The following is a 13,457-nucleotide window of genomic DNA, read 5'->3' on the forward strand; positions in this document are numbered from 1 at the left end:
CGCGCTGGTACATTGGATTCCAAGCGCGCCAGTTGCAATGCAACAGCATGATCCGATGCACCATGATCCGAAAACGTGTGCCTGGATCCACGCTCGCGATAAACGCGAAACTCTGCGCGGCTAACGCAACGGCCGCGCAACCTTATTCCCCTTTGAGACCGGTATCGCGGATCAACTGGCCCCACTTGCGCGTCTCCGCGTCGATGAATGCACCGAACTCCGCGGCGGTGCTGCCGCGAACTTCCAGCCCCTGGGCGAACAGCTTCTGCTTCACGTCGGGATCGGCGAGGATGCGCACGATCTTGTCTTGCAGACGATCGACGATGGAGCGCGGCGTGGCAGCCGGCGCCATGAAACCGTACCAGCCGGCAGCGATCACGTTGGGCAGGCCCTGCTCACGCAAGGTGGGAGCTTCCGGATAGATCGGACTGCGATCGACAGACGCCACGCCCAGCACCCGGAACTTGCCGCTCTGGATATAGGGCAAGGCCGTGCTGATCGCGGTCAGCGTGGCATCGACGCGGCCTGCCAGCAATTCCGTGTAGGACATCGCATCGCCGCGGAACGGAACGTTGAGGCCCTTGACGCCTGCGTCCCTGAACAACAACTCGGCTGCCAGATGAGGCTGGGAGCCGGCGCCCGGAGAGGCGAAGGTAAGCCCGTTGGGCTGCGACTTGCCGTAGGCGATCAGCTCCTGCAGGTTCTTGAAGGGCGCCTCCGCGCTGATGATCAGGAACAGCGGCGCGACGACCGCCATCGCCACCGGCTGCAGGTCCTTGCGGTCATAGCCCAGTTTTCCGAACAGCGCTTCGGCCGTTGCATATGGTGCTGCGGCGTATAGGAAGGTGTAGCCGTCAGGCTCGGCGCGCGCGACTGCTTCGTTGGCAAGGCGCGTGCCCGCGCCCGGCCTGTTCTCGACGATGCATTGTTGGCCGAGATGACGCTCGAGCTGCTCGGCCAGGATGCGCAGCGAAATGTCGTTGGCCCCGCCCGCGCCGTACGGTGAGATAAGCCGCACAATACGGGTGGGCCAAGCGCCCTGTGCGAACGCCCGGGAACCGCACCCCGCAGCGAGGCAGGCGGCGACGCTGCCCAGCAGAGTTCGGCGTGTGACTTTCATGAATGCCTCCCTTTTCGTTGTTGCACGTCCGCATCGCGTTTCTTGTTGTCCTTCGGAAATGCGCCGGTGCACGGACGTCAGATCACTTTCTTCTGGGTGAGCCGTTCGATCTGCTGCTTCGAAAGGCCGAGCCAATCCTGATAGACTTCGCGATTGTCCTGCCCCACGTCGCCGGCGGAATGGCGCAATCGCGCGGGATCGAGGGTGAAGCGCGGAACGACATTCGCCATCGCCACCGAGCCGAAGTCGCGATCGGGAACGCGGGCGATCATCTCGCGCGCGCTGGCTTGCGGGTCCGATGCGATCTGATCGATCGAATAGATCGGCGCGATCGTGCCCTGCGCGGCCGTGAATCTCGCCAGCACCTCCTCCAGCGTATGTTCGGCGCACCACGCCGAGAAGATCTCGTTGAGCTCGCCTGCGTGCTTCACGCGCCGGTCGTTGCCGGCGAAGCGCGGGTCCTCGATCAAATCGGGCCTTCCGATCGCCCGGCAGTTCGCCGCATAGAGCGCATTGGTCGAACCTGCGAGCGTGACCCAGTGATCGTCCTTGGTGCGAAACACCGCCGCCGGCGCGGAATAGCCGTTGGCATTGCCGATCCGGCTGCGCACGAAACCAAGCTGGTCAAACTCGATGGGAAGGACATCGAGCAGCCGGAACACCGCTTCGGTCAGTGCAAGATCGATCTCTTCGCCGGGAGCATCCGGATCTCGCGCCCTCTTCCACAGTGCCGCAAGCACGCCGACGGCGCCGAACAGGCCGCCGATCGAGTCCCCGATCGGGTAGCCGGGATGCGTGGGCTCGCCGTCGGCTTCGCCCGTAATGTAGGTCAGCCCGCCCATCGCTTCGAAGATCCGGGCGAAGCCGGGCCTGCCGCTATACGGCCCGTCCTGCCCGAAAGCCGTCGCGCGTAAGATGACCAGGCGAGGCTGGATCGACCACAGCACTTCCTTCGAGAGGCCCCAGCGATCGAGCGTTCCGGGTCGAAAATTCTCGATCAGCACGTCGAAGCGCGGAAGCATCTGCTTGAACAGCGCAAGCCCTTCCGCGGTGCGAAGATCCAGCGTGGCGAATTTCTTGTTGCGGTTCGCCGCCTTCCACCACAGCGGCTTGCCGTCCTTCAACGGCGGAAACGACCTGAGCCCATCGCCCTGCCCCGGCATCTCGATCTTGAGGACCTCGGCGCCATAGTCGGCCAGAAGCGTCGCCGCCAGCGGCGCGGCGATGATGGTGGCGATGTCGAGAACCTTCAACCCCTCGAGCGGCCCGGCCATCTCATGCTCCGCCGCGAAAGCGTGATGACTTCTCTTCGGATCGCCATCGGATCATTTCGTGGTCTTCTTCCTGGATTGTTCGCGTGGCTCGACGGTCGGCTCGGCTTCGTTGACGAGCGAGCGGATGCTGACGGCGAGAGCCTTGATACGCGGGCCGATCTCGGCTTCGAGCTGCCCGGGCTGCAGCCGGAACGCGGGAATTCCGCAATTGATGGCAAACGACTGCTTCAAGCGCCGCGCGTGAAACAGCGGCGCGGCGACCGCGTGAATCGACGGCATGTATTCGCCGTAGCAGGTGCAGAATCCCCGATCCGCGCATTGCTGAATTCCGGCGCGGTACTTGTCGCGATGCGTGGACCAGGAGTCCGCGTCATCGGTCTTGATCTGCCGCTCCAGCAGCGCAGAATCGGTTGCCGGCAACGTCGCGGCGGCCGCGCGTCCCATCGCCGTACTGACAACCGGAATGGGCATGCCGATGTCGGGGACGTGCGGTCCAACATCGCCTGATCGCGCGGACTCGACATAGACCATCGCCGTTCCGTCGAGCAGCCCGATCGAGACCGTGCCGCGTACGCTCTCCGCCAGCTCCTGCATCAATGGCCGCGCCACCTGACGAAACGGCATGCCCGCAAGCAGCGGGTGGGCCATGCGCAGCGCCCGCGCGCCAAGGCAGTATTTCGCGAGATCCTGGTCGTAACGGAGATAGCCGAGTTCGGCGAGCGTATGCGTCAGTCTGGCAACCGTCGGCCGCGGAATCCCCGTGCGTGCCGAAAGCTCCATGTTGCCGAGCATGGTCGCCTGGGCGTCGAAGGCCTCGAGCACCACGAGCCCCTTTGCCAGCGTTGTTGCGAAAGCCGCGTCGCCGGCGCTCTCGGCAAGCACCGCCTCCGCGGACGGAGATGGAATGAAGGCCGGTTTGCGCCGTGCGGAAAGGGTCATGCGGCTCTGCTAGACCAGATCAGGATTTTTGTCCATGTATTATCTCTATTCGTATATTTTGTCCATTATTCGGACATATCATGATAAGCTATTGATTTAGCTGCCTGGTATGGAGCGTTTACAGGAGAATCCGGCCTGTGGCGTCGAACGCGATGTGACCCATGGCTTGCGCGTCGACGCCTCTGGATATTGGCTCGTCTGGCCAAGCCGGGTGACGGCGGAAAGCTGCTTGACATTCGAATCAGAAGCCTCCCCTCGTCATTGCGAGCGGAGAGAGCGTTGCGCTCCGGCCTAAGCAACAATCAACACGGGGCAAACGATGGCTGGCCGGTTTTTCCCATTCGCAGCCTGGTGCGCGCTCCTCTGGTGTCTGCAGATCAACCCGGTTCTTCCGCGCGATGCCATCGCGGAAGCGGACGGCAACGTCTGGACCGCGATCATTCCCGACGCTTTCCCGCGATACGTCTACACGTGGCGCATGAGTCCGGACGGAAGCTACCGCGAGGACGGGCGTGATGCCGCAAGCGGCAGGCCGATCCAGGCCACGCTTTCGGGACATTGGAGGCTCGATGGAGCACGCATGATCCTGCGGCAGGAGGGATACCGCTTTGTCTTCGACGGGGTGGTGGCCGGCAATACCTATGCGGGCACGCTGTATCTCAACGACCGCTCCCTTTCGCGCTTCTGCGCCGCAAAGGGCGAGAAGCCGCCCGAGCGCTGTGGCAGCGGCGCCGGCGTTGCGATGACGCATGGACCGGATTGATCGGGCGATCGCGCCACGGTCGCCGGGATCTTCGCTCTACCACCGGCGACACCCGAATCAGGCGAGGCCGGAGCACACAGCCTTGCCGTGGTCGCCACAATGAAAAACCTCCGGCAGGGCATTGCCGGAGGTTTCGGAGGTTTAGCATTAAGAGGTCGTGTCTCAGCGAGACCTGACGGGCCGGCCATGCTGCACCGACTTGAGTTCTTACTACCTTAGAAAATTACCTGAGTAAATCATGTTTTTTCAACCATGCACTATGCCAACGTTGCGGAGGTAGTGAATGGTGAATGGCGAATGGCGAATAGGGAATGCGAGTGGGCATCGCGCACTTCCGCGACACCTCTCTTCGCTATTCGCGATTCGCCACTCACCATTCGCACATGAAAAATCCCCGGCAGTTGCCTGCCGGGGATTCTCTAGATTTGCTCCAGATCGGGCGGATCAGAAGTTGCGCTGAGCGCGGACCTGCAAGCTGACCGTATCCTGGTCCTTGTACTGGTAGAGCGTGGCCGGCTTCGGAGCCGGCACGCCGAGAACAGCACCGCCAGTGAACTTCTGGTCGAGGTGGAACCAGATGACTTCGGCCGAGAACGTCAGGTTCTTGACCGGGGTCCAGCGGGTGACCGCACCGAGCTGAGACACGCTGAAGTCCGGGTTGCAGCTATAGTCCGCAGTCACGACCTTGGTGCCGGTGTAGTTGGCGCAGATGAACGCCTTGGCCGTGTTGTCGTAGCTGACGTTTGAGTAGCTGCCGAACAAGCTGGTCGACCAGTACGGGTCCCAGTTGTGGTTGAATGCACCACGGATACCCCAGGCCTTGGTCAGATGGATCGAACCATCACCGCCGGCCGCGACCGGGAGATACACGCCATCAGTGGTCGCACCGAAGCCGACGCTCTGATAGGCACCGGGCATGCTCGTGCTACCGAACATCGCAAAGCTCGGCGAGGCCCCTGACGTCGAGATCACCTGCTTGGTGTCGCCGACGGCATAGGTCGCATCGAACTTGATGTCGTCGCCCGGGCCGGTCGGGATGTTCTTGATCTGCAACGCAGCCATCACCGCGCCGCCCCACTTGGTGTCCGGGTGACCCGAGATTTCCGACAGGGCCGTCGGCGCCGCACCGGGCAGACCAACGCCACCCGCGGGAGCAGCCGCCGTGTTCAGCGTGTTGTAGGAGCCGCTGACTTCATGCGCGGCGCCCGAAATCTGGAACAGACCCCAGGCCTGGTCGATGCGGACGTTACCGACGACGTCGGGAGCATGCACGCCCGCATAGGCGTTGGCGATACCGCCGGTCGCGGTGAGAGGCACCGTCAGGTTGGCGACCGCGGTACGGTTGAAGACGGTCGGATCATCGAGGCCGATGGTGGCCGAAATGCCGTTGCCGAACTGCGCGGTGTACTGGATGTTGTTCACGCCGGTGACGGTGTCATGACCGCCGAGCAGGTTCGACGAGATGTTGCCCGGATAACCATGCCACGGCGTCGCGAAGGCCGAAGACGATTTACCGAAGGTGAAGCCCGCGAACTGGATGAACACGTACTCGACCGCGACATAGCCGCCGCCGGGGGTGTCAAGCAACTGAGAACCCGCGACCGGGAGCGAACCGTTGATCGAGTTCGGGCTGTAGGTGGTGTTGCCGAGCGTCGAGAACTGGAAGTCGCCCTGAGCGAAGGTGCGGACGACGCCATATTCCGTCGCGGTGCGGGTATCGACCGTCAGCGCCATACGCGAGCGGGCGGCGAAGTAGTCACGGTAGCGGTTGCCTTGGCCGATATCACCGGACCACGCCTGCGCACCGTAGATGCCGCCGTTGAACGTGGCGTCGACGCGCAGATAACCACCGATCTTCATGCAGGTATCGGTGCCCGGGATGTACCAGAAACCGGCACCGTAGAGCGAACAGACCTTCACGTACTCGACCGCTTTGGCCTTGACGGGAAGATCGGCTGCCTGAGCCCCGCCCATGGCGAGCAGAGCCGCCGCTGAGCCGAGGATAAGGCTCTTAGCCACCTTCATTGTTAACCTCCAAGTAAGTGCTGTGCACGAACCCCCGTGCAAAGCGGATTAGACTGCCCTCGAAAAAAACGTTGAGGATCAACGCATCTCTCAAGCCGGTGGACTGATGCGAACCACCTGAGACGAGACGTCGGGAGCCCCCCTCCGTCGGAATGAAAGTTATGCATGTGCTATTTAGATAATCAAATTAGTTTACTCACTCATATATTGATTGCGAATCTGATGTGTCTTTTCGGCAACTAAGGTGCAGACGCCGGAAGACGCACTTGTTGCCAATTTCCCGTGCAAATTGACGCATATAACGGATTACCGGTGTCGTTTCCGCCGGACATCCGCTATGGAGTCTGCAAGGGGGATGAGTACGGTGCCGATGAATGAGTCCGCCACCAAGAGTCAGGATGTCATTCGGCGATTCGCCTGGGAGATCGCTGCGATCAGCGTTCATCTCGAGGAGATTCGTTACTTCTGGGCCAAGAAGCTCGGAATCAGCGGGCCGCAATGGATGATGATCGTGGCGCTTGCCGACCTCGATCAGGGCGACGGCGTGCCCGTCAATGCCGTCTCAAAAATGCTGCATGTCGATCCGTCGTTCGTCACGACCCAATCGAAGCTCCTGGAGAAGAAGGGTTTCGTCCGCCGCAGGCCGGCCAAGGAAGACGCCCGCATCGTGAAGATGTCGCTGACCGACAAGACCTATAAGCAGCTCGCGAGCCTGACATCGCAGCAGGAAAGCCTGAACGAGTTCATTTTCGCCGAATTCAGCCCGCGCGAGCTGGATGATCTGACCAACAAGCTCGCTGTCCTCAAGAAGCGGCTGGAGAAAGCGCGTCTGAAAGTCGCCGCGGATTTCTAGGGACACGACGGTCGGGGCGCGCTTGGAGGCTATGCTCCATATATTAAAGACTACGCCCCGATGCGGGACGCGATCCAATCGAAGATGAACTCCTTGGCGAGGATTGGATTGTCGGAGCGACCCTGCGCCGCTGCGGTCTCCGCGCCCTCAGATATTTCGAGCGTGACATCCCGGTCGCGCCGTCCAGCCCGCAACCGATCCGTCAATTCGGCGATTCGATCCGCGCTGAGCCCGCCGCGCTTGCTTGCAGCGACCAACAACGGACACCTGACGCGCCTCAGGATGCGGTCGGCTTCCAGCTCCGGACAAGGCTCGACGCCGAACGGCCTGTTCTGCGGATCCAGAAATGATCCCAAATGCAGATCCCAAATACCGCCGTCGCAAACGGCCGCGGCGAAGCGATGGTCGAAGGCGATGCCGCGCGCGACAAAGGATGAACTCCAGCCATCGGCGAGAATCGCGACCCGTCGCGCATCGACGTCGTCTCTGCCGATGAGATAATCCATGATGGGCCCAATGGCCCGCTCCGGCCTGTGGTGGAGCGATACCTTTTCGAACGACAAGCCCGTGCCGTCGCCCAGGACGTCCACTGCAAGCAGCGCCATCCCGCGCTCGGAGGCGTGGCGTGCGAGCTTGAACAGAAACTCTTCCTTGTGATGCCCGGGTTCGCCGATACAGATGACCACCGGCGCACCACCGCCGCTTGCGGGCGCCGGCAGATAATACCCTTGCAAGGTGAACTCGCTCAGCCAAGGTATCGAGACGACTTCGCCACGAGGCTCACGGCAGTTGAGATAGCTCGCGGCGCATTCGCGCATCGATGCCATCGCTGATTGCCGCTTGTCCGGCGCAAGATCAAACGGATAGGCAGCGGTAAGATAATAATTGATGGCGCGAAGCCAATTGCTCCTCGCCGTCGCAGGATGGCCTTGCGCTGCCGCTGATGACGCCCGCTCGCGATTTACCTCCGCGGCAGCGGCCCATTCCCGGTGCCAAGAATCGTCGCCATCGTCGCCGGTCAAATCGATGCGGCTGGCGGTGCGCCAGCATTCCGAAAAGGTCGCGCCGCCTTCCTGAGCGGAAGCCAATAACCGCGTGAACTCGAGCGAGAGATCCTCACGTTCAGGCCACCAGATCCACCCTTGCGGGCTCAGATCAGAGTCCATGGCCGGAGCCGCTTTCGCCCCGGAGAGAAGATCGCAAGGACTGCGATCTCCGCAATCGACAACCGGCAACAGCAATTAGCGCGCCCCCAATAAAAGTGTCAGCCAACTTCAACAGCCCAATGAGCGCATTACAAAACGTTCACGCGCGCTGTTCTTCCCCAACTCTGCGCATAGAAGAAGCGCGCCTTCTTTCGGCGCAAATCACATCGCTGTCAAAACGAATGATGCATGGCGGGGTTGCGCAACAGGAGGGAGCAGAAACATTGCGCGATGATTGCGGCCGACTGTGCTCACCAATTCATCACCATGACAGCACGGCGACCTGAGACGTTGCGAACTGCACCATGGCCGACAGAGAGACGACCAGCGTCAGCAAAAGGGTGAGAAGAATTCGGCGAGTGCTACGACAAGTTAGGCGATCGCGGCGCCTGCCGTCGTAGCAACGTCGCGAGTCAAACAGCGGACAAGTCAGACCGCGCAACCGGACGCGGCCTTTGGAATCTTCACCAGTGGCGGCGATAGTTCTTCGCGTAATCGGGGACGGCGATGCCGGGCCTCAAGGCCGGACAATTACGGGGCTCGCCGGCGGCGAGCTGGAGTGGGATCACGCCCGACCACGTGTCGAGTAAATAATCTTCCTCAGGGTCCACCACGCCCTGATTCCTGATCTTGACCGAGACTTCGGTCAGCGGAAAGCGCATGAACAGCGTGGCGGCGATTTCCTTCGGCTTCGGCGGACGCACCTGGTGGCCCGGGCAGATGTCCTCGATGAACGCCGCGACCAGGCGCTCCTTCTCGCCGTGATCGACGATCCTCTCGGCCGTCGCGAATATCATGACCGAGCGATAGTCCATGCTCATTCCAAACCCCGATCGTCCCGCAACGATCGAGTCGATCAGGGTGACCGTGATGCAGGCCGGGGCGCCGGCGGCCAACGCCGCGAGCGACTGATTGGCGGGGCTGCCATGGATGTAGGCGAAGTCGCCGATCCTGACGATCGCGGTCGGAAGCACGCGCGGCGCGCCATCGACCACGACACCGACGTGACAAACCAGCGCCTCGTCGAGGATGCGATACATCACCTCGCGATCATAGACGGCGCGCTCCGGATGAAGCCGGACGCGGGTACGTTCAGTCGGCGATAATTTCGAGCCTGTCATGGCTGCCCTCACATCGCGACGGCCTGACCGGCATCCTTGCGATGCGTCAGGTGATCGCCCTCATAGGCATTGCGCTCGGCTACCCGCTTGCCTGCGATGTAAAGCTCGATCGAGTCGTGGAGCGATTTCGGCACCAGCACGCCTTCGACCTCGGTGCGCTTGCGCGCCTCGTAGCGGCGATCGGACGGCAACCGGGCCCCCTCCTGTGCCAGCATCTTGCCGAACAGCAGTTCGGCGTGTTCGAGCTGGTTGGCGCGATCGCCGTTCGCCATGCAGCGGACCGGATCGATCGCGATCACAAGCTCTCCGCCGCACGGGGCGCCCGTGCTCGCCTGGTCGCGCTCGCCGGCTTCGAAGCTGAGGACATCGCCGAGCAGCGGCCCCGCCAGCAACTCCACCATCATCGCGATGTTGGAGCCCTTGAAGCCCCCGAACGGAAGCTGCGCGCCCGCCAGCGCCTGGGCCGGGTCGTTGGTCGGCTTGCCGTCCGGTCCAATGGCCCAGCCGTCGGGCAATGTCTTGCCGTCACGAAGGCGGAGCTGGATCTCGCCGCGGGCGCTGGCGCTCGACGCCTGATCGAACACGACCGGAGGTTTGCCGTTTCGCGGCCAGGCGAATGCCATGGGATTGGTGCCGAACAGCGGCTTTGTGCCGCCGGCCGGAGCGACATAGGGACTGGCGGCGACAAAGGCGAAGCCGACCAGGCCGTGCTCCGCCAGCCGTTCGACTTCCGGCCAAAGCGCGGCGACGTTGAGCGCGTTGTTCACCGCCATCGCCGCGATCCCCATCTTCTTGGCGAGCGCGGCCAGCGGCTCGGCACCGCGCTCAAGCGCCAGCGGCGAGAAGCCGTATTTCGCATCGACCTTGATCACGCCGGGCGCGAGTACAGACAGTTCGGGCTCGGCGTCTGCCGACGCCTGACCCGAGTGCAGCCCGTTCATGTAGAAGGGCAGCCGGAACAGGCCGTGATGGCGGCACTCGTCCCGTTCGGCCATGGTCACGGTATTCGCAATCGCATTTGCATGCGATGCACCAAATCCTTGCGCAAGCAGCGCGGCCTTGGCCGAGCTATGCACGTCAGCCAACGACATCCGGACGGCGTCCGACATCCCCTACTCCTTGTTTTCTTAGCTTTTCCGACACCAATGGCCGGACTGGCTTGAAAGAAGGATTTTGCATATTATGCAAATATCGTCCAGACTATTTCGTAATCAGCAAATGCCATTAATTTAATCCTGCACAAAAGTGCACAATATGCAAAATTGAGCGACGAGATATCGTAAACGTCGTCCCTGCCCAGCGAATCCAAGGAGAAACAAGATGCCGTCACTGATGACATTCCTCAGGCTCGCAGCCGTACCGATCGGCCTGGCGCTTGCTGCGCAACAGGGCCGGGCCGCCGAACCCGCCATCTCGGACGGTTTCGTCAAAATCGGCATCATGAACGACCAGTCCGGGCTCTATGCGGACCTGGCGGGTCCGGGCTCGGTGGTCGCGGCCAAAATGGCGATCGAGGAATTCGGCGGCACTGTCCTCGGCAAGAAGATCGAGCTCGTCTCCGCCGATCATCAGAACAAGGCCGACATCGGCGCGGCCAAGGCGCGCGAATGGTTCGACCGGGATGGCGTCGACATGGTCGCCGACTTCTCGAACTCGTCGGTCGGCTTTGCCGTGCAGGCGCTGGCAAAGGACAAGAACAGGATCGCCATCATCATGGCGGCCTCTTCCGACTTCACCGGCAAGGCCTGCACCGCGACCTCGGCGCAATGGGTCTACACCAGCTATTCCAATGGCTACAGCCTCGCCAGGACGATGACCGATGCCGGCGACAAGAGCTGGTTCCTCCTGACCGTGGATTACGCATTCGGCCATGCCTTCGCCAACGATATCCGCAAGGCGGTGACCGAAGGCGGCGGCACGGTCGAGGGCGAAGTGCGCCACCCGCTCAACACCGCCGACCTCAGCTCATACCTGCTGCAGGCGCAGTCATCGAAGGCCAAGGTGGTGGCGCTGGCGAGCGCCGGCGCCGACATGGCCAACGCGATCAAGCAGGCGGCGGAATTCGGCATCAACAAGAGTAAGACCTTCGTGGCGCCGATCGTCTTCATCACCGACATCCATGCGATGGGCCTCGCCAGCACCCAGGGCCTGCGCTTCGTCTCGGCCTTCTACTGGGACCGCAATCCGGAGACCCGCGCCTGGTCTGAAAAGTTCTTCAAGCTGCACAAAGCCATGCCGACCATGACGCAAGCCGGCGTCTATTCAGCGGTGCGCCATTATCTTCGCGCGATCGAAGCGGCCGGTAGCGATGAAGCGAGCGCGGTCATGGCGAAGATGAAGGAGCTGCCGGTGGACGACGTCTTCACCCGCAATGGCAGGGTCCGCGAGGACGGACTGTTGATGCACGACATGTACCTGATGCAGGTGAAACAGCCGTCCGAATCCAAGGAGCCGTGGGACTATTACAAGGTCCTGGCAACCTTGCCGGCCGACAAGGTGTTTCCGCCGCTGGAAGCGAGCGCGTGTCCGCTCATCAAGAAGTGACTTGAAGAAGTGACTTGCACATCATGATACGGCGCAGGCTCAAGCCTGGGCCGTTTTTACCGCCGATCTTGCGCCCGATGCAAATCACCTCTAGAGCAAATCCCGGTAAGCCATCACGATAGCTTTCGGGAGGGGCCATGGATCAGGCGCGGCTGATCGCCCGGCAACTAGGAGCGCGAATCCGCAAAGCGCGCACGGATCGGAAGCTCACGTTACAGGCGCTCGGCAACGATACCGGCCTCTCGGCGGCCTACCTCTCGCGGGTGGAGCGCGGCGAGGCGGCGATGTCGATCGCCAATGTGATCCTGATCGCGACCCGGCTGAACATACCGCTTCGTGATCTTTTCGAGGATTCCGGCGAGGTCCAGGCGCCCAAATACTACACGATCTCGCGCCGCCGCCAGCGCGAGACCTCTCCTCCGCACTCCGCCAATGGCTACGACTATCATTGGCTCTCGGGCGACCTCACAGACCCCAAGCTCAGCGCCTTCGTGCTTGATTTTCCTGTCACCTCGGACCTCGACATCAAGCTGCTGTCCCACGAGGGCGAGGAAGTCCTCTATGTGCTCGAGGGCAGGATCGAATTTCAGATCGGCGAGGAACGCTTCGTGCTCGACCAGGGCGATTGCGTCCACCTGTTCGGCGATCGGCCGCATATGGGCCGCAATGCCGGGCTTGGACCGGCGCGATTATTGATGGTGGTCACGCCGCCGGACGTGATCGAGCATCATTCGGAAGCTTAGCGCGCAATCCGGAAAAGTAGCTGTTCGAAAAAATTCCCGCTCAAATAGAAAATGAAATCGCGATCCGGTTTCGTCTGATCAAATCATGATCCAGACGATCAATCGGCGGCAAGCGTGCAGGATACGCAGGCGACCGCGGCCAGCGACATCTCGTAGGCCGAGCCTTTCGTGGATCGATGGGTCATCAGCAGGCCGGCTGCAATCACCATCACCACCACATAAAACGCAAACATGGCGCCGATCCATCTCCAGTCGATCCGGCTGGCATCGGGCGTGAGGCTTTCAATCAGGCTGCGCATGATTTCCCTCCTCATCAGGAATCGGCCAGCGGTATAACTGGCTTCCGCGGTGGGCCGTGTGACCTGGTTCACAAATCACCGAATGGTGCGCGCTAGTGAATGGGGATCTCCATGACCGGTCCGGAACTGAAAAAGCTCCGCGAGCATCTCGGCGAAGCCATCGGCCGGCCGCTCACGGTGGCCGACATGGCGAAGCTGTGCGGGCTGAAGGAGCCCGAGGGCGCCAACACCGTCCGCCGCTGGGAGGTGACGGGACCGAGCGCGCAAGTCGCCGATCTCCTGCGCGTGCTGGCGATGGCCAGCGACCACTATCCGATCCTCGAGAAGTTCAACGTATTCGACCGCCATGACGTCCCGGAGAAGGAACGGCCGGCGCGCAAGGCTCAATTCCGCGAGCAAATGCGCGAGGACATCCGGCGCAGGCTTGGTTAAGCAAGTTCTTGCGAGGTAAGCGCAGATTAAGCCTTCCTTCACCCTTCCTTAAGCCGCCGTTAAGCACAAAAAACAATTACCGGCCAATAGGTTGGGTTATGGACCGCGATCTCCCCGCGGTGACATCATTTTATTCAAA

The 13,457-nt window shown here is 61.8% G+C and carries 13 protein-coding genes; 5 read left to right on the plus strand and 8 right to left on the minus strand.

Annotated features, from left to right (window positions below; genetic code table 11):
- Positions 1 to 142 precede the first annotated feature (142 nt).
- From ACVJGD_RS24840 to ACVJGD_RS24850, 3 genes are all read right to left on the minus strand, one after another.
- Entirely contained in the window at positions 143 to 1,120 is a 978-nt protein-coding gene (locus ACVJGD_RS24840; RefSeq protein ID WP_456640360.1) for a Bug family tripartite tricarboxylate transporter substrate binding protein, read from the minus strand.
- Positions 1,121 to 1,197: 77 nt separating this feature from the next.
- Positions 1,198 to 2,394 (minus strand): CaiB/BaiF CoA transferase family protein, encoded by a 1,197-nt coding sequence (locus ACVJGD_RS24845; RefSeq protein WP_456636772.1) that lies wholly within the window; start codon positions 2,392 to 2,394, stop codon positions 1,198 to 1,200.
- A gap of 51 nt (positions 2,395 to 2,445) precedes the next feature.
- The gene (locus ACVJGD_RS24850; protein WP_456636773.1) at positions 2,446 to 3,333 is read right to left on the minus strand and encodes an IclR family transcriptional regulator; all 888 of its coding nucleotides are present in this window, start codon (positions 3,331 to 3,333) and stop codon (positions 2,446 to 2,448) included.
- A 319-nt stretch (positions 3,334 to 3,652) separates the two neighbouring features.
- Here ACVJGD_RS24850 and ACVJGD_RS24855 point away from each other — a divergent pair, with 319 nt between their 5' ends.
- Positions 3,653 to 4,096, plus strand: a complete 444-nt coding sequence (locus ACVJGD_RS24855) for a hypothetical protein (protein WP_456636774.1) — start codon at positions 3,653 to 3,655, stop codon at positions 4,094 to 4,096.
- Positions 4,097 to 4,540: 444 nt separating this feature from the next.
- Here the strand turns inward: ACVJGD_RS24855 and ACVJGD_RS24860 are convergent, their stop codons facing one another.
- Positions 4,541 to 6,121: a porin gene (locus tag ACVJGD_RS24860; protein WP_456636775.1), complete on the minus strand. Its 1,581-nt coding sequence runs from the start codon at positions 6,119 to 6,121 to the stop codon at positions 4,541 to 4,543.
- A 370-nt stretch (positions 6,122 to 6,491) separates the two neighbouring features.
- Here ACVJGD_RS24860 and ACVJGD_RS24865 point away from each other — a divergent pair, with 370 nt between their 5' ends.
- Complete coding sequence (locus ACVJGD_RS24865) at positions 6,492 to 6,974, plus strand: MarR family winged helix-turn-helix transcriptional regulator (protein ID WP_456636776.1); 483 nt, start codon at positions 6,492 to 6,494, stop codon at positions 6,972 to 6,974.
- Between the two features lie 50 nt (positions 6,975 to 7,024).
- Here ACVJGD_RS24865 and ACVJGD_RS24870 read toward each other — a convergent pair whose 3' ends face one another.
- From ACVJGD_RS24870 to ACVJGD_RS24880, 3 genes are all read right to left on the minus strand, one after another.
- Entirely contained in the window at positions 7,025 to 8,140 is a 1,116-nt protein-coding gene (locus ACVJGD_RS24870) for an alpha/beta hydrolase family protein (RefSeq protein WP_456636777.1), read from the minus strand.
- 503 nt (positions 8,141 to 8,643) lie between these two features.
- Positions 8,644 to 9,300, minus strand: coding sequence for a pyridoxamine 5'-phosphate oxidase family protein (locus ACVJGD_RS24875; RefSeq protein WP_456636778.1), 657 nt, complete (start codon positions 9,298 to 9,300; stop codon positions 8,644 to 8,646).
- An 8-nt stretch (positions 9,301 to 9,308) separates the two neighbouring features.
- Entirely contained in the window at positions 9,309 to 10,409 is a 1,101-nt protein-coding gene (locus ACVJGD_RS24880; RefSeq protein ID WP_456636779.1) for an Ldh family oxidoreductase, read from the minus strand.
- A 211-nt stretch (positions 10,410 to 10,620) separates the two neighbouring features.
- On the opposite strand from ACVJGD_RS24880, the gene ACVJGD_RS24885 reads away from it, so the two are divergent.
- Together ACVJGD_RS24885 and ACVJGD_RS24890 are read left to right on the plus strand one after the other, a co-directional pair.
- Positions 10,621 to 11,844: an ABC transporter substrate-binding protein gene (locus ACVJGD_RS24885; protein ID WP_456636780.1), complete on the plus strand. Its 1,224-nt coding sequence runs from the start codon at positions 10,621 to 10,623 to the stop codon at positions 11,842 to 11,844.
- Positions 11,845 to 11,981: 137 nt separating this feature from the next.
- A complete protein-coding gene (locus ACVJGD_RS24890) occupies positions 11,982 to 12,587 on the plus strand; it encodes a helix-turn-helix domain-containing protein (protein WP_456636781.1) in 606 nt (201 codons plus the stop codon).
- Positions 12,588 to 12,685: 98 nt separating this feature from the next.
- Here the strand turns inward: ACVJGD_RS24890 and ACVJGD_RS24895 are convergent, their stop codons facing one another.
- A complete protein-coding gene (locus tag ACVJGD_RS24895) occupies positions 12,686 to 12,886 on the minus strand; it encodes a hypothetical protein (protein WP_456636782.1) in 201 nt (66 codons plus the stop codon).
- A 111-nt stretch (positions 12,887 to 12,997) separates the two neighbouring features.
- Here ACVJGD_RS24895 and ACVJGD_RS24900 point away from each other — a divergent pair, with 111 nt between their 5' ends.
- The gene (locus tag ACVJGD_RS24900; protein WP_456636783.1) at positions 12,998 to 13,318 is read left to right on the plus strand and encodes a helix-turn-helix domain-containing protein; all 321 of its coding nucleotides are present in this window, start codon (positions 12,998 to 13,000) and stop codon (positions 13,316 to 13,318) included.
- Positions 13,319 to 13,457 lie beyond the last annotated feature (139 nt).

The sequence above is a fragment of the Bradyrhizobium sp. USDA 10063 genome (genome assembly GCF_054063735.1).